The organism is Pseudarthrobacter sp. S9, assembly GCF_050156545.1.
In the GTDB taxonomy this organism is placed as follows: domain Bacteria; phylum Actinomycetota; class Actinomycetes; order Actinomycetales; family Micrococcaceae; genus Arthrobacter.
Genome location: NZ_CP189576.1, coordinates 1,240,372 through 1,261,611, shown reverse-complemented (window position 1 = coordinate 1,261,611; position 21,240 = coordinate 1,240,372). Strand labels below are relative to the sequence as shown.

Here is a 21,240-nt window from a genome sequence, read left to right as displayed (position 1 = left end):
GTCCGGTCAGAAGATCCGACTCGACAGAGAAAGCATCATGATTTACCGTGAGCATCAGCGCGCCCTTTACGCGTCAGAACGGCCCGGCGTGGACCTTCGAAACCTCACGCCGGGCCGTTCGTCCTATCCGGTCATCGTCAGCCTGACGCCGCCAACGGCACTAAATCAAGACACCCCGGGGAAAACCTGCATCGTCACCGGCAAAGACGCCCCCACCGCCAAACCCTGCGACGCATAACACCATCCGGTAAATGACCTCCCCGGCCGGCATCTCCCAGGTGGTGGTGAGGATGTGGATCTGCCGTGACCGGCCGCCACGGGTGGGCACGATCCGGCTGATCTGCCGCATCCGCAACACCTCCCCGGTCGCACCCAGGGGCAGGTCAACGTGGCTGTCGGCCGCGATCCAGGACCGTGGTTCCCCGCGGTCGTCCGTGTGGGTGACCTTGGTGAAGTGGTCCTCTGCGATGTCTTCGGTGGATCCTTTGCGCCAGGTCAACACGTCAAAGCCTGCGGCGGTCATGTGCGCGAACAGGGCCGGTGACCAGCCGCCCCGGTCAAAGCCGACCAGCACGCGCCGGTCATCGCCAATGATGGTGCGCAGGGAGGGCAGGAGCCGGCGGAGTTCCCCGGTCAACGCGGCCCCGGGTTCTGCCATGACCACCAGAACGGGGGCGCCGGTGGTATCGGAGACCCAGGTCTCTTCCGTGGCCGGGACCGGGAACTTCAACCGGGTTGAGTGGACCTTGCCGATCTTCTTCGTGCCCTGGTAGGCACGCACGTGCCCGTCAACGTAGAAGATGGCGGCCAGGTCTTCACCCGGTTCACCACCACTGCCGGTACTGGTGCCGAGGTGTTTGATGGCCATGGCCCTCAGGAGCTCGTCGGCTTTGCCCGTGCCGGCCAGCAGGCCGAGTTTGCGGCGGATCGTTTTCACTTCCGGTGCCCGGTCCAGCCCCAGCACCCGCCCCAACGCGGCAGGGTCGAACCGGGTTGCGCCCTCGGCCCGGGGTTCACCGGCCAGGGCACGGAAAACAGCATCAAGAAGGACGGTCTCCAAACCGTAGAATCCGTCCGGCAGCGCACCGAAGGTTGCCTTCGCACACGCCAGCAACCCCGTCGCTTCAAGGGCAGGTAACGCCAGAAACAACCCGGCCAGCGGAACCCGGGCGGCCGGGGTGAATACCGGGGCCGCGCACTCAAGGAGCCCGGCACGTGCCGCGGCCCGTTCCACGGACCGATCGGTCGCCGCCGGCAGGACCGGCAGCCCCGGCTGTGCCACGGTGATGGACTCACCGGATGGTTGCCCTTCGCCAGGGGCCATGGTCCGGGCCGGCGTCGGTGGCCGGGAGGCCAGGGCGCGCCTGACCGTGTCGGTGGAGACCCCGGCGGCCTGCGCCGTTGCCCGCAGACTCGCGCCGCCCTCATGGCGGCGGCGGATTTCGATGATCTTCTCGCCGGTCAGCACGCTGGGACCTTTTGGGCCCTTCTTCACCGGGGCCAACGCGCTCGCGCCTTCACCGGCAACCGCCTTGCGCCACCGCCGCAACGATTCCGCCGTGACACCGAACCCGGCAGCAACCTCATTGACCCGGGCCGCTTCTATCCGCACCAACTGCACGGCCGCCAGGCGACGCAGATCGTCCTGGCCGGCGTCCCAGCCCCACACAAGCTGGCCGTTAAGGAAGACCCTGCCGCCGTCGGTCTCGTTTTCCAGCAAAACGGCCGCGGCGCCAATGACCACGGCATCGGGTTCGGGCACCAGGGGCAGAGGGGGCTGAGCGGTCATCATGCCCATCTTCCCACCCCACAAACACCCGAAATAATCACACCCTTATTATCTCACATCGGGGGCATGAAAACAGGATTGTGACTGAACAAAAACCCCGGAAAATCAACGATCCACCACAACGATTACACGCCCATGTCCAGAGCCCTGGGTCCCAGGTCAGCGATGTCCGTAAGGCTGCCGGCAACGGAGCCAGCGCCTTGACGAGTCCGTCGCGCAGGTCCTCGGCACGGTTGTTCCCGGGCATGTGCACCAGGAGCAGGTATCGGGTGCTCCTCTCGACCAACGTGGCGATCGCGGTCCGGTTCTGGGTGCCCACGACCAGGTCACCTTCCCAGGCCCCGGGAACGGAACGGTCGCCCGCCGCCTCCGGCCGGTCACTGATCATCAACACCTCACCGGCGAATCTGGAGGATCTGCGGGCAATTGATCTGTTGGGTTTGCGCCGGTCCCGGCCGGTGCGCAGACATTTGACGAGCTCCCGGGACAGCCCGCCCCGGCCCCGGATGTAGAGGGCCTGGTAGATCGTTTCGTGGACGATGTGCAGGTATTTGCGGTCAGGGGGTGTCCCGGTACCGGTCCGCGCCGCGGGGTCCCCGTCCGCTGTAGGGTGCGGGTCCGGGCACCGCATGGGCCGGTGGGCGCTGGTGGAGGCCTTGACCGCGAGCACGTACCTGAAACCGCGCCCGGTCAGGCCCTGGCGGAACGCGGTGATTTCCCCATACCCGGCATCGGCCACGACCACCGGCGGGGTCAGCCCCCAGACGGCGGCCTCATCAATCATTTCCAACGCCTGGGACCATTTCGTGCGGTGCCGGACCGTGTCCGGATCCCCGCCCGCTCCCGCCGGGCTTCGATGGAGGCGGCGGTCCCGTTCGTCTCCGCGCAGGTATCGTCCCAGGGCCTCGGGGACGAAGAGCCGCCAGTTCAGCGGGCAGGACGCCGCGTCGGCGGCCGCGTGCACGGACACCCCGATCTGGCAGTTCCCGATCTGGCCCAGAATGCCCGAGTACTGGCGGAACGGCGCTGATCGAGTTATATCTTCCATAAGGTTTTATGGCGTTGTAAGACGCACGCTCCCGGGAGTACCTTTGCGTACATCAACTGGACTCGCGCACAAGAATCGAGGGTTTCGTGAGGGATTACGAGCAGGAAGAAAACCCTCTGCCGATCAGAACGGGACGCTTGGTCTATGCATTGCTGGCGGTGGTTACCTTCAGTGCGGGAACCGACATTGAGGTGAGCGGCGCTCCTCAGATTAATGCGGTCTGGGTTTTCCTGCTGAGTGGATTCTGCTTCTGGGGCAGCTACGCGTTAGGGAGGGTAGACGACACGCTATGACTTAAGTCGCAACGATGCCTGACTGGCTCGGCCTTGCCGTGAACACTTTACAAACGTTCGCCCGACCGGGTGGGTCATGGATGACAGCTCTTGCCCGCTTCCTTGCCGCTGCGCCTCCCCGGGGGTGGCGGGCGGACGAGGTCGTAGGGTTGCCCGACCGCTCCCGGGCGCTGTGCGGGTGGCAGATTATCTGCACCACGCGGCCCGCCACTGCCAGTCGCTCCGGTCTGCATCTTGGTCCGCGGCTCGGCGTGCACGAATAGCCACATCGAACCGTTCATGGACGTATTCCGGAAGAGATCGTCTGGACGTCAACAGCGTGTAGCTTCGTCGACGCGAAGCAATCCCTCCCGCCCCCAGCTAGGGCGTGTCTCCTAATGCTGGGGGTGGCTTTTTGGCAAAATTGAGTGGTGAGTTCGCGTTATGCCTTGTTGTCCGATGCCCAGTGGGAGTTCATTGCCCCGTTGATGCCTGATTCGTCGGGGAAACCGGGGCGGCCGTTCAATGACCACCGGTTGATGACAGAGGGCATCATCTACCGCTACCGGGCAGGTATCCCGTGGCGGGATCTCCCTTCCCATTTCGGGTCGTGGAAGACCGTGTGGAAGCACCACCGCCGCAACAGCGCCAGCGGGACCTGGGACAGGGTGCTGGCTGCGCTGTTGACCCGTGCCGACGCACAAGGGCTGATCAACTGGGAGGTGTCGGTGGACTCCACGGTCAACCGTGCCCACCAGCACGGCACGAACCTTCCCCGCCACACAGGGGGACCTCTCGAATTACAGGAATCTGCTTGATGAGCCGGATGATCATGCCGTCGGACGCTCCCGCGGCGGCCTGACCACGAAGATCCATGCCCTGGTTGACGGCAACATGCGCCCCTTGGTCCTGCTCCTGGGGCCCGGGCAGGGCGGGGACTCGCCCATGTTTGAAAACCTCATGGATGCCCTGAAGGTCGAACGGGAAGGTCCCGGCCGGCCCCGCAGCCGCCCGGACCGGGCCATGGCTGACAAAGCCTACTCATCCAAAGCGATCAGGAGCTACCTGCGCGGGCGTGGCATTGAATGCGTCATCCCCGAAAAGGACGACCAGAAAGCCAACCGGAAACGCAGGGGCTCCTCCGGAGGACGGCCCGTCACCTACGACAAGGACGCGTACAAGCGGCGCAATGTCGTCGAACGCAGTTTCAACACCCTCAAGCAATGGCGCTCCCTGGCCACTCGCTACGACAAATTGGCCCTCACCTACCGCTCAGCGGCCGTTCTGCACGCCGTCGTCATCTGGAGCACACGATTAGGAGACACGCCCTAGTACAGGCACAAAGGAACGGATTCGCAGTGAAGGATACTCGCGAAATAATGATAGGAACGGGCAGACCGAGATTGCCGCTGCGCGTATTTTCCGTGGCCGCTGTCTTTTTGGGGCTAATTCGCTCCCTTGGGATGTCCTTCCCGCCGGCAACCCGCACGGGACAGGCAGTCCCCGCTGCCATGGGACGTGTAGTCATTATCGGGGATTCTCTCAGCACCGGCTATGGAACCACGTCCGAGGAGGCATGGCCAAATCTCATCAGGATTGACGTTCAATCAGACGATCGTCCGCCGGAGACCGTAACTGCTTCGAAAAACGGGAGCGGGTATGTCAGCGTAGGGGACGACGGGCAGACCTTTGGATCCCAGGCCAGGGAGTCCGTCACCGCTGGAACGAAGGTTGTCCTGTTTTTTGGCTCCGAAAATGACATGGGGGCCGATAAGGCGGAAGTGAAACGGGCTGTGAGGTCATATGCGACCGCGGGAGTCTGCCTTCCGCCGCCCGTAGTTTCCGTTTTCCCAACGCAGGTGGGTGCCGTTCGAGCCATCATGGTGGGCTCCGGTCAGGTTGACACAATCAACCGTGCCGGCCGAACGTGACCATGGAGCCCGGCGAATATCGAAAGAAGATCATGAAGGATTCCCCCGCCGCTCACCAAAGGGCCCTGATAAGAACGGGGCGCACGCAGCGGACCATGCATGTTCTGTCAGCGACTGCCATTGCCGTCACCGCTCTGGCCGCGAGCGTATCCTGGTCGGTGACCGCGCCCCCGCGCCCCGCCGTGCAGAATTCCCCGGCCCAGGTTCTTGTCGTCGGCGATTCCCTCAGCACAGGTCACGGTACCTCGCCCGCAGACGCGTGGCCGAACCTGATCAATGAGTCCTCCGCCACTGACAGTCGGCCACTCCACTTGGTCAACGCTGCCCGCGACGGCTCCGGCTACCTCAGCCCGGGCGGAGACGGCAGCGTCTTCGCATCCCAGGTGACAGCCGGAGTCGCGGAAGGCACTCAAGCCGTGGTTTTCTTCGGATCCGAAAACGACGTCGGATCCGACCCGGTCGAACTTCACCGGGCCGCGGCAGCCGCCTACGCACTGGCACACGACAAAGCCCCGAACGCGTCCCTGATCGTCATCGGGCCGCCCGCCTATACCAACGACCCGGAACCTGACCTGCTCCAGGTCAGGGACGTGGAAAAAGCCGCAGCCCTTAAAGTGGGCGCCACCTTCATCGACCCCATCGCCGAACACTGGATTGCCGGGCACACCGAACAGCTTCTCGGCCCCGACGGGGACCACCCGAGCCTGGCAGGTCAGCGCTACCTCAAAGAGCAGATGGAACGGCTGCTGGTCTGCACTATGCGGAGTGACTCCTTAGCCACCTGCCGGTCGGCGGGGAATCGAACGAATGCATGGCACTTACGGTTTTCGGCCGGGCGGAGTTCAACCAATTAGGCGCACGACCTTGGCCCCGAGATCGGGGCCTCCCGTGGTGAACGCACTGACCAGACTTGCCAAACGGACGAATTGTCCGATGATCCCCCTGCAGGCCGCCCGGGTGCGAATCAACTTCGTTTGCAGATGACGATCGTCTATTTTGAGGGTCCCCCACCGCAACACCCGTCAACCACTTTTTCGGCAGCCAAAAATTGTCAGTTTCCGAAGTCGTCTGCATCAGCCGCCATTTTGACCACAAGTCGCCTGCACCAAGCGCCACGAATGCCAGGCGGCGGTCTCTTATTCGTTCTGCTTTCACCACCGTGGACGCCGCCGTCCTGGACACGGTCGCCGCGGACAAGACCCACCGCAAACACGCTCAGATTGAGCAGGTGAATGCCGATCTGAAGGACAGTGCGCTGGCTCATATGCCCTCAGGTGTTTTTTCCGCGAACTCGGCATGGCTCGCTGCCGCGGTCATGGCCTATAACCTCACCCGGGCCGCCGGAATCCTCGCCGCGGGCCCCTTCGGCAAGGCCCGCACCGGCACGATCCCGGCCCGCATCGCCACCAGCGCCCGACGCATCCGCCTTCACTTGCCGGAAGCGTGGCCCTGGAAAACCGCCTGGGAAGAGCTCTTCACAACCGTCCACGCCCCACCGGAAGGGGCATAGAACCCCGCCCGCCCGCCGGAAACGGCCCGACCAGGAACATCCAGCGGAACACCACCGGCACCGAGGCCGGCGATCTGCCATGCCCAAAACCAGAATCCGCGGTCGACCCCGAAATCCAACAGGACCAACCGCGGATCGGTGGATCAAGGCTTAGGCAGGAGCCCCTTGCGTGTCCGGCCGGGAATCCACGGCAGGCTGGTCATTGAGGATTTCGGCCGCGTGCTCGGCTATCCAGTCCACCATTGGCTTCAGTAGTGCCACAAGGTCGCAGCCGCGGCTGGTGAGTCTGTAGTCGACCCTGGGCGGAATGACGGGCTGGGCATCGCGGTGGATGAACCCGTCCCCTTCGAGCGTTTTGAGGGTTTGGGCCAGCATCTTCTCGCTGATGCCATCCGCCCGGCGGCGCAGTTGGCTCCAGCGCTGCGTGCCCTCTGCCAGGGCGACCAGGATCAGCACACCCCACTTGCTGGAGACGTGGTCAAGCACGGTCCGGCTGGGACAACCGGCCGGAAACACCCCGTCCAGTATGGGGACGAGCGGCTGGCTGGGCGGGGTACTTACTTTCATGTACGTACCTTACCTAAAAGTGCGTACTCTCTTCTGGGAAGCAATCCGGAAGATGTTCGGTTGGCACGGGTGACAGCAATTCCCTTGGTGAAAGGAACCATCATGACCATCGTCATCACCGGCGCAACCGGCCAGCTCGGCCGCCTTGTCGTCGAAGCACTCCTCGAGAACAACGTTTCTGCAGGGCAGATCGTGGCCGGTGGCCGGGATCTGGCCAAGCTCGGCGACCTCGCCGGCCGCGGCGTCCAGCTCCGCGCGATCGACTACAACAACCCCGCTTCCCTGCGCGAGGCGTTTGCCGGTGCCGAGAAGGTGCTGCTGGTCTCCGGCAGCGAGGTCGGCCAGCGGCTCCAGCAGCACCGGAACGCTATCGAGGCCGCCAGGGAGGCCGACGTCGGGCTTATCGCCTACACCAGTATCGCCAACGCAGACAACACCGGCATGGCACTCGCCGCCGAACACCAGGCGACGGAAGAGGCCCTGCGCGAGTCCGGTGTGCCGTTCGTCCTGCTGCGCAACAGTTGGTACGTGGAGAACTACACCGACCAGCTTGGCTCCTTCCTCCAGCACGGTGCCGTATTCGGCAGCGCCGGTGACGGGCGGGTCAGCGCCGCCACCCGTGCCGACTACGCCCAGGCCGCAGCAGCCGTCCTGGTCAAGGAGGGCCAGGCCGGGAAGGTGTACGAGCTCGGTGGCGACCAGCCGTTCACCCTCGGCGAGCTGGCCGAGAAGGTCAGTGCCGCCACGGGCCAGCCGGTGGTCTACCGGGATCTGCCGGCTGAGGAATACACGCGGGTGCTCGTGGGAGCCGGGCTGCCGGAGCCCTACGCCCAGATCCTGGCCGACAGCGATCTCGGCATCGCCCGCGGCGATCTGCTTGTCACCAGCGGTGACCTCAGCACCCTCATCGGCCGGCCCGCAACGCCGATGCACGAGGCCGTGCGGGCAGCAGCCGGCGCCCTCTCCGGCCTGAAGGCCTAGCACGGGAGATTGCGTTGGCCTCCTCCCAGCTGGGAGGAGGCCAGCGCAATAGGCGCTGTGTTCCGTTGCGGGTTAACCAGCCCCGCTTTTGATGCAGGAAAGTCGCGGACCCGCCCCTGCCGGGGGCAAGGGCCCGGGACTGCCCCGGCTTTCCAGGGCGGTGCAGGTGGTACTCACGGTCGTGTCTTTGCTGTGGTCTGTGTGGTTCCCGGGGCCGGTGCTCCCAACCGTTGGAGGAAGCACCGGCAATGAATGGCTAGGCGGTCCCGCCCGGGTACGGGGCCCGGTCACGGTCCGGGAGTCCGGCGGCGGCCGCCGGGAGGTCCGCCGGGCCGGTCGCCTGACACGGCCGGATTTACCGACCATCTCTTCGCTCTCATGCACCTGCTCGGCTATCGGTTCGCACCACGGATCCGCAATATCGGCGACGCCCGCCTCTACACACCTACCAACGATCCGGAGTATTCGACGTTGGCGCCCCTGATCGGCGGAACCATCACGGCTGGGAACACGTCAACCTCACCGGGGACTACACCTGGCCACGCGCCAACCACATCAAATACAGGCCGCTACGACGCACGGCAAAACCTTAGCGTCGGATATTTCACTTTTTCACAAGCCACCCCTAATAGGGGTGGATGATGCCGGCCATGAGGCTGAACGTCAGCCCCGTGACAACCACCCAGGAGCCCCAGACGACCACTGACGCCCGCACGGCGTCGGTGCGCGGGGCACGGCGTCCCAGCCAGAGCAGGCCCGCGCCGAGCAGCAGCGCCGACGGCAGCAGCCAGGCGATCTGGCCGCCGAATTCGCTGTTGAAGAGCCGGAACAGCCCCGGCGTGCCCCAGCCGTTGCCGCCGCCCACGCTCCCGGTTTCGTCGCCGTTCAGCCGGCCCAGGCCGTTGTAGCCGAGGGTGAGTTCCAGGATGGAGTTGTTCTGCGAACCGCCGATGTACGGGCGGGACCCGGCGGGGATGAGCTCGACGGCGGCCAGCCACCACCCGGCCGCCGTCGCCATCGCCGCGCCCGCACCGAGCAGGTGGAGCAGGCGCCTGCCGGGCCCGGCCGGCGCCGCGAGCAGGTACGCCGCGGCGAAGCCCGGGACAACCAGCAGCACCTGCAGTTGCTTTGTCAGGAACCCGATGCCCAGGAGCACGCCGGACAGCAGGAGCCAGCGCAGCCGTGCGTCCTGGATGGAGCGCAGCACGGCATAGGCGGCCGCCGTCATGATCAGCACCAGCAGGGCGTCCGGGTTGTTGAAGCGGAACATCAGCACGGCCACGGGCGTCAGGGCCATGACCCCGCCGGCCAGGAGCCCCGCGCGGTGGGCGAGCCCGGCGTCGGCGGTGGCGGGGGCGGCGGCCCGGCGCACGGTCAGGTAGACCAGCCAGACCGTCGCGACTCCCATGAGCGCCTGCGGCGCGAGGATGCTCCAGGAACTGAGCCCGAACAGCCGCACGGACAGGCCCGTCAGCCAGAGCGAGGCCGGCGGCTTGTCCACGGTGATGGCGTTGGCGGCGTCGGAGGAGCCGAAGAACCAGGCCGTCCAGTCCCGGGATCCGGCCTGGGCAGCCGCGGAGTAGAAGGCGTTGGCCCAGCCGGAGGCGCCGAGGTTCCACAGGTACAGGGCGGCGGCGAGAAGCAGCCCTGCCAGTTCCAGCCGCGGCCGCAGCAGCTGGGGCCCGGACAAGGGCGCGGTGGCGCCGCGCGCGGTGCGGGGCTGACGGTCCGGGCCGGGTGCCCGGAGCCCGGGATTCCGGTGGCTCCTGGAACCGCGGGCCGTGCGGGACGTGCGGGAGGGCACGGGGCGGAGGGTGCCCGTCATGGCGGCCTACGCGCCCAGTTTGTAGACGGTGGAGGTGCCGACCGTCTGGGCCTGGAAGTTCGCCGCGACCCACGTGGCCACCTCGGAGTTGCCCCCGCGGCCGCCGCCCATGCCGCCCATGCCGCCGGAGATGAAGTAGCCGATCTCGCCGCGGTCCACCATGGCCTGGAACTGGGCCAGCGTCGGGTACGGATCGCCGCCGTTCCAGCCGCCGAGCGCGATCACGCTGGTGCCCGTGGCGAGTTCCAGGCTCGCTGCCTGGGTGGCGCCGGAGACAATGGCGGACCACTTTGCGCCGGAGGACTTCAGCAGCGCGGTCAATTCGGCGGAGGTGCTTTCGCCGCCCATGCCGCCACCGACGCCGCCGATCGCCCGCCCGCCGCCCATCGCGGAGGCGGTGGGCCCGGAGGTGGGAATCGAACCGGCGTGCGGCTGCGCCGCCGTCGCCAGCGTCCAGGCTGCGCTCCCCACGCCGCCGGCCAGCAGCGAAAGGATCACGACGCCGGCCGTGGCGGCCCGGCGGAACCGGCCGGGAAGGCCCGGGAAGGTGTCCGCCCGCAGGAGCAGCGCCGTGGCGGCCAGCAGACCCAGGGCGACGACGATCACCCGGAGCCCGGGCAGCCAGGCGGGGTCACGGCCCAGGAGCACCGCAGCCCAGACCGAGCTGGCCAGCACCGTGGCGGCCAGGACACTCCGTGCCGGCCAGTGGGCCCGCCCCCGCCACAGTTCCACGGAGCCGATGCCCACCAGGGCGGCGATCGCGGGAGCCAGGGCCACGGCGTAGTACGGGTGCACGGTGCCGCTCATGAAGCTGAAGATTCCCGCCGTGACCGCGAGCCAACCGCCCCACAGCAGGAGCGCCGCGCGGGTCTTCGAGGTCCGTGCCTCACGCCGCGTGAACCAGAGCCCTGCGGCCAGCAGGATCAGGGCCGCCGGCAGAAGCCAGGACACCTCCCCGCCGAAGCTGGCCCCGAACATCCGGGTGATCCCGGCGGCTCCGCCGAAACCGACGTTTCCGCCGCCGGGCATCCCGGCGCCGCCGCCCGCTCCAACGCCGCCCGCTCCAACGCCGCCCGCTCCGCCGCCCGGCATGCCCCCGCCGGAACCGGTGATCCGGCCCAGGCCGTTGTAGCCGAAAGTGAGCTCCAGGAAGCTGTTGTTCTCCGAGCCGGCCATGTACGGCCGGGCCGAGGCCGGGGTCAGCTGGAACACTGCAATGTAGCTCCCGGCCACCACGGCGATCCCGGCGGCCGCAGCCAGCAGGTGCAGCAGCCGGCGCCCCAGCGTGGCGGGGGCTGCCCACAGATAGGCGAGGGCCAGCCCGGGCACGATCAGGAAGCCCTGGAGCATTTTGGTCAGGAAGGCCAGGCCGATCACGGCGCCCGCGGCGGCGAGCCACTCCCAGCCGGCCTTCTCGATGGCCCTGGTGGTCAGGTAGGCGGCCAGCACCAGGCACAGGGTCAGCATGGCATCCGGATTGTTGAAGCGGAACATCAGTGCGGCCACCGGCGTAAGCGCCAGGGCGACGCCGGCCAGCAGGCCTGCGGCCGGGCCGGACACCCGCTTGACCGTCAGGTAGAGCAGTCCGACGGCGGCCACGCCCATGAGCGCCTGCGGAATGAGCATGCTCAGTGCCGAGAAGCCGAAGATCCGCCCGGCGAGGGCCGGGATCCACAGGGCGGCCGGCGGCTTGTCCACGGTGATCGCATTGCCTGCGTCCAGGGAGCCGAACAGCAGGGCCGTCCAGTCCTTGGTGCCGGCCTGGATGGCCGCGGCGTAGAAGGAATTGGCGTAGCCGGTGGCTTCCAGGTTCCAGAGGTACAGCCCAGCCGCGAGGGCCAGCAGCAGCGCCGCCGAGGGCCGCACCCAGTGCGGCTGGCTTCCGAACAGCACGCGGCCCCGGCGGCTCTGTGGTGTTGACGCCTGGGGGTCCGGTGCCGGAGTCGGGGAGTTCGGCGCTGCGGAGCCGGCAGGGGATCCGGTGGTGGAGCTGATCGTGGCGGTCATTTACTTGGCCGTTTCTGTGTGGGGGCGGGAAGCGTCTGTGGCGCCGGGCGGCGGAACCGCGGGGGTGCCCCGGTGGCGGAAGACTGGCGGAAGATGACCAGCCGGAAGAGCAGGAACTTGACGGCAGTGGCGGCGAGGTTCGCCGCGGTGACCGTGACGATCTCAAGCCAGCGGTCCGGCGGGCCGGCGGAGGCGCCGTGCACCAGGGCGAGTGCGCCGGAGGTCAGTGCCAGCCCGAGGCCGAACACCAGGAGGCCCTCGAAGTGGTGGCGCGCCACTTGGCTGTTGCCCTGGATGCCGAAGGTGAAGCGGCGGTTGGCGGCGGTGTTGGCCACGGCCGTGGTGAGCAACGCGAGAAAATTGGCGAGCTGCGGGTCCATGAGGCCGCGGCAGAGCAGGAAGATCGCCAGGTAGGCGAGGGTTGACGCGAGTCCGATGCTGCCGAAGCGGACCAACTGCCCGAACAGGCTCCCGCCGGGGCTTTGTTCCTGGGCGCGGGAGGACGCGGCGAGGGGGCCGCGGGCGAGCGCGGCGCGCAGCTCGGGGACAGGGATGCGGCCCGAGACCAGGTCGCGGCTCAGCCGGGCCATGCCGCGCAGGTCGGCCAGGGCGGTCTGGACGATGTCGACGCTGGAATCGGGATCGTCGGTCCAGTCCACGGGTACCTCGTGGACGCGCAGTCCGCACTTTTCGGCCAGCACCAGCAGTTCGGTGTCGAAGAACCAGGCGTTGTCCAGGGTGTGCGGGAGGAGCTGCCGGGCCACGTCCGCGCGGATGGCCTTGAACCCGCACTGGGCGTCGCTGAAGTGGGCGCCCATGAAGGAGTGCAGCAGGAAGTTGTAGCTGCGGGAGATGATTTCCCGTTTGGGCCCGCGGATCACGCGGGAACTGTGCGTCAGCCGGGTCCCGATCGCCAAATCCGAGTGCCCTGAGAACAGCGGCGCAAGCAGGGGTCCGAGCGCCGCCAGATCGGTGGACAGGTCCACGTCCATGTACGCCAGGACCGGCGACGGCGAGGCGAGCCACACCTTGCGCAGTGCGTTTCCACGGCCTTTTTCGGCCATGTGGACCACGGTCACCTCGCGGAGTTCGCGGGCTACGCGTTCTGCCGTCTTCAGTGTTCCGTCGGTGCTGGCGTTGTCCGCCACGGTGATCCGGAAGCTGTGGGGGAAGGAACCCAGCAGATAGGCGTGCAGCCGGCGCAGGCACGCTTCCAGGTCCCGTTCCTCGTTGAAAACCGGGATGGTGACATCCAGCACCGGTTCGGTGGTGCGGGTATCGACGGGGGAGCGCCGGCTGCCTGCTTTGTCGACGGGCCCGGCGGCGGGACCCGTGAGGGGCGGGGCGGCCAGGGCGAGCCCGGCCGGCGTCGCCATGGAGTGCGGCAGGGTTCCTGTGTCCTGGTCTGTGAACGTCATGGCTCAACTTTCCCGCCGGCCCTTATGAGGGCTTTAGGGTCAAGCTGTGCAGCGCCTGTGGAAGTTCAGCGCCCGCCGTTCAATGTGGCCGGAGGCCCCGAATCCATGGATTCAGGGCCTCCGGCTGATGCGAACAATGTCCGAGCGGGCTTCGTCCGGCCTCAGTACCAGTTGTTGGCGTAATGGAAGTTCAGGGCACCGCAGGGGGACCCGTAGCGCTGCTTGACGTAGTTCAGGCCCCAGTTGATCTGCGTCCTGTAATTGGTCATATAGTCGGCGCCAGCGCTCGCCATCTTCTCGGCCGGCAGCGACTGGACCACACCGTAGGCGCCGCTGCTGGCGTTCGTGGCGGTCGTGTTCCAGTCGGACTCCCTGGTCCAGAGCTTCATCAGGCACTGCATCTCGCCGGGAGCCCAGCCGTAGGTTGCCAGCGAGGCGGCGGCGTAGGCCTGCGCCCCGGCCGGGTCATCGACGGCCACGGGGGCAGCCGGCGCCGGTGCGGCAGCCGGCGCCGGTGCGGCAGCCGGCTCCGGTGCGGGAGCGGCCGGTGCTGCCGGGGCCGGCGCTTCGGCCGGCTTCACCTCGGATGACTGGGGCGCGACGCTGCCGCTGGCGGTAGCGCCAGGCTGCGCCGCGACCCGTACCTTCTCGAAGTTGAGTTTCGTCAGCGGGTCGGCGCTGGTGGTGGCCGCACCAGTGCTCGCGGCGCTGACGGCGCTGGTGTTTGGTGCGGCTGTCTCCGATGCCTGTCCGGCGGCGCCGACCCCGATCAGCACCGCGCAGGCGGCAGTGACGACGGCGGCGCGGCGGCCGGTGGTGCCGATTCCGGCAGCAAACCGGGACAGGGCGGACGCGGGCTGGGCTGGCTCGGCGCGGTGGCGCGACTTTGTGGAACCCGATGTCCGTGAAACGCCCTCGGGGCGTGTTTGTGCCTTGAATTCAGTCATGATCGCCTCTCAACGCCGGCGGAGTTAGCTGTCGGGTTCGGATGAGGTCATCCGGCCGCACGGAAATTCACGTGTCGGCTTCACCCCAAGGGCGCATGTGTGCAGAATGCCCGGGAACTCTGGGTCCCCCGCCTCTGCCTGGTCCAGCGGAATCCGGGAAGCGGCAGAGTTTGGCGTCCGTCCGGATATGCGGCACCAATGGAGGCCGCACTCCAAAAACGCTACAGGAGTTGGAAGCTTAAGTCACATTTCGGTAACAGGAATCACGACGACGGTGCGTCGGCTTGCGCCTGCGCACCACCGGATAAGGGTGCCGGACTACGCCGACGGCGGCGTGGCGGGAAGGCGCACGGCGAACTCCGTTCGGCCCGGCCGGGACGTGACTTCGACGGTTCCTCCGTGGGCCTCCACGATGGACTGCACGATGGACAGCCCCAGCCCGCTGGTCCCCTCGGCGGTGGGTACCGCAGCCGCCGTCGTCGCAGGAGCACCGGCAGAAGCTCCGGTGCCAGCCCCGGCGGCAGGAGCTGCCCCAGACCTGACTGCCGCCGTCGTCGCGGCCGCCGGGTTCCTCCGCGCGGCGTCCGCCCGCGCGAAGCGTGCAAAGATCCGGCCGATGAACTCGGGGGCGATTCCGCTGCCGTTGTCGGTCACCGTCACGACGGCGCTGCCGTCGGCAGAACGCATCACGCCGGTGACCACGGTGGTCCCTGGTCCGGTGTGCTTGCGCGCATTGGAGAGCAGGTTGGCCAGCACCTGGTGGAGCTGCGTCCCGTCGCCGCGGACCACCACGGGCTCTTCCGGGAGCTCCAGTTGCCAGATGCGGTCCGGGGCCATGACCTTCTCATCGCTGACCGTCTCGATCGCCAGCTGGGTGAGGTCGACGTCGCCGACCTTGAGCGGCTGGCCCTCGTCCAGGCGCGCCAGCAGCAGCAGATCCTCCACGAGGGTGGTCATCCGCTCGGACTGGCTTTGCACGCGGGCGAGGGACTTCTGGCCGTCCGGCGTGAAGTGCTCGGTCATCCGGATCAGCTCGGTGTAGCCGCGGATGGCGGTGAGCGGAGTGCGGAGCTCGTGCGAGGCGTCGGCCACGAACTGGCGCACCTTCATCTCGCTGTGCTGCCGTGCCTCGAGCGCGTTGGAAACGTTCTCGAGCATCTGGTTCAGCGCGTAGCCCACGCTGCCCACTTCCGTGCCTGGATGGGCGGCCGACGCCGGCACCCGCACCGCAAGTGCCACCTCGCCGGCGTCGAGCGGAAGGCGGGAGACCTTGGTGGCCACCTCCGACAGCTGTTCGAGCGGCTTCATGGTGCGGCGGATCAAGGCCGTGCCGGCGAGGCCAATCAGCACGAGGCCACCCGCGGACACCACCACCATGGTCCAGACCAGCGAGGCCAGGGTGTTCTGTTTCTCCGCCAGCGGAAGCCCGGTGACGATCACGTCGCCGTAGGGGGCCTGCACGGCCGTGAGACGGTACGCGCCCGTGGAAAGGGTGCGGTCCACGGGCACGCCGTTCGGCGTGAGCGCCACGAGGACGTGATTGTCGTCGGGGGAGAGGCCCTTACGGCTGGCGTCCCCGGCGAGGAAGCCGGCGCTGCTGACCGCGCCGTCCAGAATCCGGGCGTTAAGCGTACCGACGCCCTGCCCCCGAGCCTCCAGCGGGTCGGGCCGGCCGGGATTTCCGGGCACGGGCCGGCCGAATTCCCGGGCCCGTCCGGAGGCCTGGTCAAGCTGGGTGTCGAGTTGCCGGGTGAGGAACAGGTCCATGGAGGCGTAGCTGAAAAGGCCCACGGCGCCGCAGATGGCCACCAGCAGGGCCATGGCCACGAGGACCAGGCGGGTGCGCAGATGCCACGTGGACGGGTTGCGCCAGTCGCGCCCGGGGGCCCGGGTCTCACCGGAGAGTGTGGGCACGGATCAATCCGCCGGCTTCAGGACGTAGCCGGCGCCGCGCACCGTGTGGATCATGGGCGCCCGGTTGGCGTCGACCTTCTTGCGGAGGTAGGAGATATACAGTTCGACGATGTTGGCCTGTCCGCCGAAGTCATAGTCCCAGACCCGGTCCAGGATCTGGGCTTTGCTGATGACGCGTTTGGGGTTTTCCATGAGGTAGCGCAGGAGTTCGAACTGGGTGGCGGTGAGATGCAGTTCCTCGCCGGCGCGCGTGACTTCCCGGGTGTCGACGTTGAGCACCAGGTCGCCCACCACCAGCTCCGCGGTGTCCATGGCGGCCACACCGGAGCGCTGGACCAACCGGTGCAGGCGCAGCAGCACTTCCTCCATGCTGAACGGTTTCGTGACGTAGTCGTCCCCGCCGGCCGCCAGGCCGGTGATCCGGTCCTGGACGGCGTCCTTCGCGGTCAGGAACAGGGCGGGCACCTCGGGTGCGAAGGCGCGGATCCTACCCAGAAGTTCGACGCCGTCGAACCCGGGGATCATGACGTCGAGGACCAGCACATCGGGGCGGAACTCCTTGGCGAGCTTGACCGCCTCGGGGCCGTCGGCGGCGATGGCGACCGACCAGCCGGCCATCCGCAGGCCCATGCTCATGAGTTCGGAAAGGCTGGGTTCATCGTCCACCACCAGTGCGCGGATGGGGGAGCCGTCCGGATGCGTGAGCTGGGGAAGGTTGTTGGTCATGGAGTGCGAAGTGGCCATGGGACAACTCTCCGTTCTGCCGGTTAGATGCGGCTTTGGGGACCCTGTGCGGCACCTGTGAATCCCAGCCTAGCGAGCTGGATGGCAGCGCGGTGCCGGTGCGATGCCCGTGCGGGGCCCGTGCGGGCTTTCCGGGCACGCGGGCAGGTCACGGCTGTCAGGTCACAGCCGGGCCTGTTGAGCCGCACAGCCCGGGCACAGGATCCGTCAGCACTCTGGGAAGAACACCGATCCCGCACCTGAAGGAGAACCCCATGAGCGGTCAGCATCCCGGACCCGTCCCGGAAACCACCCCCGACGGCACCCCCCTGGCCACGCCGGCAAACACCCCGCACGCGACCACGCCGTACGACGCCGGGCAGCCGGTGCCCGGGGCTGCGCCGGGTTGGGGCACGCCCCCGTCGACATCGACGACGCCGTCCGCGTCCGGATGGGGTGCGCCCCCGCAGGGGCCGGGAGCGCCGGCCCAGGGCTTGGGTGCGCCGGGGACCGCTCCCAACAGGGCCTCCACGGCCAAAGCCCGGACCAAACCCTGGACGCTGAAGCGGGGGCTCGTTGTCGCCGGGGCCGCAGTCGTGCTCGCCGCCGGCGCCGGGGTGGGGGTCTACGCCCTGACGACAAGTTCCGCGGCAGCTGATGGAACGGCGCGCGGCGCGGCCGGGGGGTTCGCCGGCGCCGGCGGGCAGGGCCTCGGTCCGGGCTCCGCCCAAGGCGGGACGGGATCGTCGCAGGGCGGCTTCCCCGGGGGCGGAATGCCTGGCCAGGGCACCCCTGGCGACTTCGCCGCAGGCGGGATGGGAGGCATAGCGGGCGGACTTTCCGCGGCTGTGCACGCCGAATACGTGGTGCTGCAAGGAAGCGAGTACGTCACCAAGGCCGAGCAGCTCGGCAAGGTTTCGGAAGTCAGCTCAACGTCAGTCACCGTCACGAGCAGCGACGGCCTCACGCGCAGCTACGCGCTGGGCGGGGACGTGGTGGTGAGCAAACAGCAACAGAGACGCCAGCAGACCGGAGGGAGCACCGGCAGCCAGCTGAGCCTGGCGGACATTGTCGCCGGCGGGACCGTGCGGATCGTTGCGGCCAAGGACGGCTCGGACTACACGGCAGAGTCGGTCCTGGTGGTGGCGCAGACGTCCACGGGGCAGGCCAGCTGAAACACGACCGAGTCCCATCTGAGCCCCAACCGAGTGCCGACTGAGACCCACCGAGACCCACTGAGCCCCACCTTTAACTCAGGCTGATTCCAGCCGCCGGGTCCGCGTGAGCCGGAGTGGCCGCTGCCGACGGGTCCTGCGGGGCCTGCGGCCTGGCCACTCCGTGGAATGGTGGACAGGCGCGGGCGGGGCGAGTGCGGTTCTACCACATACCCTTACAGTGAACGATTTTGATGGAAGTCGGGGTGAAAGCGAAGAATATTCGGACAAAGTCCCCTACTGACCGGCCGGTTGGAAAAACACTTGTTGTTTTAATGACCCGGCAGAATTGTGATTTGCGCTACAATCCGGCATTCTGTCTCACTATGTGGAACCTTGGGTCCATTGTTACTTGCAAGTTCGCATTGTTACGTTGCACACTTCAATTGTGAACAAGAACTCAACAGCACCTGCAGCCGCAGCTTCCTGGATCAGCCCACCCGCTGATACCGAGATGCGCTGTTGTCGAATGTACGCCTAACTCCTACACCCCAAGAGTTTCTAGGCATTCGCCCCAGCCCAGCGTCGGGCGCCCCTCCCCAGTTTTCATTGCGGGGAAAAGTAGCATTCGAGCCGCGATGACGGCCATTCACATTGAGGTAAGCAATCCATGTCAGTTGCATCCGGATACGTCCACATCTCCGTCCGTAACGCCAGCAAGGCCGGCCAGACCTCCGGGATCCGTCAGGGCTTTGGCGGCCGTCCCGCCTTCGCCGCCGCCGGTCCCACCAACAACTTCCCTGCCCCCGGCTATGCGGCACAGGGATACAACCCGGACTCCTACGGCCAGCTCCGCGCTGTTCCGCCCGCAGAGTCCACTGCACCCACGCCCGTGATTGCCCCGGGTAGCGGCAGCCCCGTCCGTCCGGTCGCCAGCGACAACGTCGCCCGCGGTTTCGTGCTGTACATGGGCATCGACGAGGAAACCGCGGCGGCTGCCGGCACCTCGATCGCCAAGCTCGCCCAGGAGATCCGGGCCTACGCACAGTCCCTGGTTGCCGGCGCCGAAAGCTACGCGGCCGTCGCCGTCGCGCCGGCCAGCGCCCCGGGTTCCGCCCTCGACGTCGTCCGCTCCACCTTCGGTGACCCCACCGCCGGCGCCCGCCAGCGTGCGGAGACTGCACGACTCCAGCAGCCGCAGGACCCGCGGCCTTCGGGAGTCCTGATCGACCTTGCCCGCCGTGAGGTCCACCTCGACGGCGAATCCCTGAACCTCACGTTCAAGGAATTCGAGCTCCTGAACTACCTCGTGGAGAACGGCACCCGCACCGTGGGCCGCGACGAGCTGCTTGAGGGTCTGTGGCGCAACGCCGAAGAGGTCCCGAACGAGCGCACCATCGACGTCCACATCCGCCGCCTGCGCTCCAAGCTCGGACGCCTCGCCAACACTGTGCGCACCGTCCGCGGCCAGGGTTACCGCTTCTACGAGCACCCCGAGGTTATTGTCTGGGCCGCTCCGGAATACTCGATCTAGCCTTTCCTTAGCGCGAATCGCCCGAAAGCGGCATTCCGCCGTGCCTTAGACACCTCCTTCGTTCCTCAGTCGGCGATGCGGCACCACGCGGAATACCGCTTTCGTGCGTCCGGCTCCGGAGCTGTCGTGCATGTGCCTCCGTGGCTGGTTGGCCCTGTTGCGTTTTAGGCCTCCGGCGTAGGCTCGGATCGTTGATCCGACTATTGGGAGGAACCATGTCTGTTGCACGTATCACCACCCTGAGCGCCAACTCCAAGACTTCGTTCGACGCCGCCATCAAGGAGGGCGTCGACCGGGCCAATAAGACCCTGCGCAATGTCACAGGTGCGTGGGTCAAGGATCAGAAGGTTGAGATCGTCGACGGCGCCGTCGTCGCTTGGCACGTCGTGCTGGAAGTGACGTTTGTCCTGGAAGACTGACCGGCAGGCGGACAGCAGCGCGCTCATGGCGTATCGCTTCAACACTAGGATTGACGCATGAGCGCGCATCACATCAAACGGCTGGTGATCATGCGGCATGCCAAGGCCGACTGGCCGGGCGGCGTCGCCGATCGCGACAGGCCGCTGGAAGAGCGGGGCCACCGGGACGCCCCCGTCGCCGGTAAATGGCTGCTCAAGCACGGTGTGGTCCCCGACTTCATCCTGTGCTCCAGTGCGCTCCGTACACGGCAGACCTGCACCTGGGTCTGCTTCGAGCTCGGAGACAAGGCGCCGACACCGAAGCTTGAGGACGGGCTGTACGCCGCTTCGGCCTTGCGGATGCTGTCCGTCATCAACCATGTCCCGGACACCGTCACCACGCTCATGGTCATTTCGCACATGCCCGGAGTCCAGGATCTCGCCATGCACCTGGCGTCCCGCGATTCCGACCATGATGCCTACATGGATGCGGCCACCCGGTATCCCACGAGCGGCCTGACCGTGCTGGAGACAGAGAAATCATGGGCCGAGCTGGATGGACAGGACGCCCGGCTGACCCATTTCAAGGTCCCCCGGGCAAAATAGCCGGCCCGCCAGGTCGCCGGTCCGGATTCCATGGCCACGCGCCCCGATCTGCGGTTTACTGTTCCTGTTTAGTCCTACCGTTTTTCGACCCAGGGAATTCGATCCGAGAAAAGGTGAATCATCGTGGATTCAGGGCAGCTCATAGGTATCATCGTCGGCATCGTCGTGGTGCTGGCGATCCTCGTGGTGGCAATCATGTTCAACCGCAAGCGCAAAGTGGCCGCGGACCGGAGCCGGGCCGCGGAGATGCGGGAACAGGCCAAGGCAGACGAGTTCGGCGCGCGGGAACGCGAAGCCAAGGCAGTGCACGCCGAAGCTGATGCGCAGCAGGCCGAACTCGAGGCTGAGCGCCTGCGCCAGGAAGCCCGCGGCGGCCAGGAGGAGGCTGAAAGCGTCCGCTCCCGCGCGCAGGAGCAACTGCGCAAAGCCGATGAGATGGACCCGGACGTGGTCGGCGCCGAACGCGGCGACGACGCCCGGGAAACCACGAACGATGAGGAGCTGCGGCGGGACGGTGGCGCGCGGGAGCACGGCGTCATCGATGGCAGCCCCCAGGATCCGGGCGTCGACCACCCCCGGGACGGCAGGCCCCGGAACCTCTGAGGGCTGGGTCCGG

The 21,240-nt window shown here is 67.3% G+C and carries 17 protein-coding genes, 3 pseudogenes and 1 riboswitch; of the genes and pseudogenes, 11 read left to right on the top strand and 9 right to left on the bottom strand.

From position 1 onward, the window contains the following. Nucleotides 1-160: 160 nt before the first annotated feature. Nucleotides 161-1,789 (bottom strand): putative transposase, encoded by a 1,629-nt coding sequence (locus ACQCSY_RS05850; RefSeq protein WP_427133973.1) that lies wholly within the window; start codon nt 1,787-1,789, stop codon nt 161-163. A 37-nt stretch (nt 1,790-1,826) separates the two neighbouring features. Further along, complete coding sequence (locus ACQCSY_RS05845) at nt 1,827-2,837, bottom strand: IS30 family transposase (RefSeq protein WP_427133971.1); 1,011 nt, start codon at nt 2,835-2,837, stop codon at nt 1,827-1,829. An 86-nt stretch (nt 2,838-2,923) separates the two neighbouring features. Here ACQCSY_RS05845 and ACQCSY_RS05840 point away from each other — a divergent pair, with 86 nt between their 5' ends. The 4 genes and pseudogenes from ACQCSY_RS05840 to ACQCSY_RS05825 form a co-directional block, all read left to right on the top strand. Beyond that, nucleotides 2,924-3,130 (top strand): hypothetical protein, encoded by a 207-nt coding sequence (locus tag ACQCSY_RS05840; RefSeq protein WP_427133969.1) that lies wholly within the window; start codon nt 2,924-2,926, stop codon nt 3,128-3,130. A gap of 467 nt (nt 3,131-3,597) precedes the next feature. Continuing rightward, a protein-coding gene (locus ACQCSY_RS05835; RefSeq protein WP_427135584.1) for an IS5 family transposase occupies nt 3,598-4,441 on the top strand; the annotation gives its coding sequence in 2 pieces (ribosomal slippage) (nt 3,598-3,903 and nt 3,905-4,441; 843 coding nt in all). 694 nt (nt 4,442-5,135) lie between these two features. Then, the gene (locus ACQCSY_RS05830) at nt 5,136-5,894 is read left to right on the top strand and encodes an SGNH/GDSL hydrolase family protein (RefSeq protein WP_427133967.1); all 759 of its coding nucleotides are present in this window, start codon (nt 5,136-5,138) and stop codon (nt 5,892-5,894) included. A gap of 296 nt (nt 5,895-6,190) precedes the next feature. Further along, nucleotides 6,191-6,550 (top strand): annotated as a pseudogene (locus tag ACQCSY_RS05825) (IS1380 family transposase); the annotation flags it as partial. Between the two features lie 150 nt (nt 6,551-6,700). Here ACQCSY_RS05825 and ACQCSY_RS05820 read toward each other — a convergent pair. Next, entirely contained in the window at nt 6,701-7,117 is a 417-nt protein-coding gene (locus ACQCSY_RS05820; protein ID WP_427133965.1) for a winged helix-turn-helix transcriptional regulator, read from the bottom strand. 102 nt (nt 7,118-7,219) lie between these two features. On the opposite strand from ACQCSY_RS05820, the gene ACQCSY_RS05815 reads away from it, so the two are divergent. Together ACQCSY_RS05815 and ACQCSY_RS05810 are read left to right on the top strand one after the other, a co-directional pair. Continuing rightward, nucleotides 7,220-8,098 carry an SDR family oxidoreductase gene (locus ACQCSY_RS05815; RefSeq protein WP_427133963.1) on the top strand — a complete coding sequence of 293 codons (879 nt, stop codon included), beginning with the start codon at nt 7,220-7,222 and terminating at the stop codon, nt 8,096-8,098. A 342-nt stretch (nt 8,099-8,440) separates the two neighbouring features. After that, nucleotides 8,441-8,596 (top strand): annotated as a pseudogene (locus ACQCSY_RS05810) (Tn3 family transposase); the annotation flags it as partial. 130 nt (nt 8,597-8,726) lie between these two features. Here ACQCSY_RS05810 and ACQCSY_RS05805 read toward each other — a convergent pair. The 6 genes and pseudogenes from ACQCSY_RS05805 to ACQCSY_RS05780 form a co-directional block, all read right to left on the bottom strand. Then, a pseudogene (locus ACQCSY_RS05805) lies at nt 8,727-9,923 on the bottom strand (glycosyltransferase family 39 protein); the annotation flags it as partial. Nucleotides 9,924-9,929: 6 nt separating this feature from the next. Then, entirely contained in the window at nt 9,930-11,930 is a 2,001-nt protein-coding gene (locus ACQCSY_RS05800; RefSeq protein ID WP_427133961.1) for a glycosyltransferase family 39 protein, read from the bottom strand. Continuing rightward, nucleotides 11,927-13,348, bottom strand: coding sequence for a glycosyltransferase (locus tag ACQCSY_RS05795; RefSeq protein WP_427133959.1), 1,422 nt, complete (start codon nt 13,346-13,348; stop codon nt 11,927-11,929). Before ACQCSY_RS05795 ends, ACQCSY_RS05800 begins: the two co-directional genes overlap by 4 nt. Nucleotides 13,349-13,509: 161 nt before the next feature. Then, complete coding sequence (locus tag ACQCSY_RS05790; protein ID WP_427133957.1) at nt 13,510-14,295, bottom strand: hypothetical protein; 786 nt, start codon at nt 14,293-14,295, stop codon at nt 13,510-13,512. Continuing rightward, nucleotides 14,294-14,454, bottom strand: a riboswitch (cyclic di-AMP (ydaO/yuaA leader). Its footprint overlaps the gene before it by 2 nt. Before the next feature lie 159 nt (nt 14,455-14,613). After that, nucleotides 14,614-16,209 carry a HAMP domain-containing sensor histidine kinase gene (locus tag ACQCSY_RS05785; protein ID WP_427133955.1) on the bottom strand — a complete coding sequence of 532 codons (1,596 nt, stop codon included), beginning with the start codon at nt 16,207-16,209 and terminating at the stop codon, nt 14,614-14,616. 3 nt (nt 16,210-16,212) lie between these two features. Further along, nucleotides 16,213-16,953, bottom strand: coding sequence for a response regulator transcription factor (locus tag ACQCSY_RS05780; protein ID WP_427133953.1), 741 nt, complete (start codon nt 16,951-16,953; stop codon nt 16,213-16,215). A gap of 254 nt (nt 16,954-17,207) precedes the next feature. Here ACQCSY_RS05780 and ACQCSY_RS05775 point away from each other — a divergent pair, with 254 nt between their 5' ends. The 5 genes from ACQCSY_RS05775 (at nt 17,208) to ACQCSY_RS05755 (ending at nt 21,227) form a co-directional block, all read left to right on the top strand. Next, nucleotides 17,208-18,107, top strand: a complete 900-nt coding sequence (locus ACQCSY_RS05775) for a hypothetical protein (protein ID WP_427133952.1) — start codon at nt 17,208-17,210, stop codon at nt 18,105-18,107. A 649-nt stretch (nt 18,108-18,756) separates the two neighbouring features. Continuing rightward, on the top strand, nt 18,757-19,620 hold the full coding sequence (locus ACQCSY_RS05770) for a winged helix-turn-helix domain-containing protein (RefSeq protein WP_427133950.1): 864 nt from the start codon (nt 18,757-18,759) through the stop codon (nt 19,618-19,620). A 215-nt stretch (nt 19,621-19,835) separates the two neighbouring features. Then, a complete protein-coding gene (locus tag ACQCSY_RS05765) occupies nt 19,836-20,039 on the top strand; it encodes a dodecin family protein (protein ID WP_427133948.1) in 204 nt (67 codons plus the stop codon). A 57-nt stretch (nt 20,040-20,096) separates the two neighbouring features. Continuing rightward, complete coding sequence (locus tag ACQCSY_RS05760; protein ID WP_427133946.1) at nt 20,097-20,624, top strand: SixA phosphatase family protein; 528 nt, start codon at nt 20,097-20,099, stop codon at nt 20,622-20,624. 123 nt (nt 20,625-20,747) lie between these two features. Beyond that, nucleotides 20,748-21,227: a hypothetical protein gene (locus tag ACQCSY_RS05755; protein ID WP_427133944.1), complete on the top strand. Its 480-nt coding sequence runs from the start codon at nt 20,748-20,750 to the stop codon at nt 21,225-21,227. Nucleotides 21,228-21,240 lie beyond the last annotated feature (13 nt).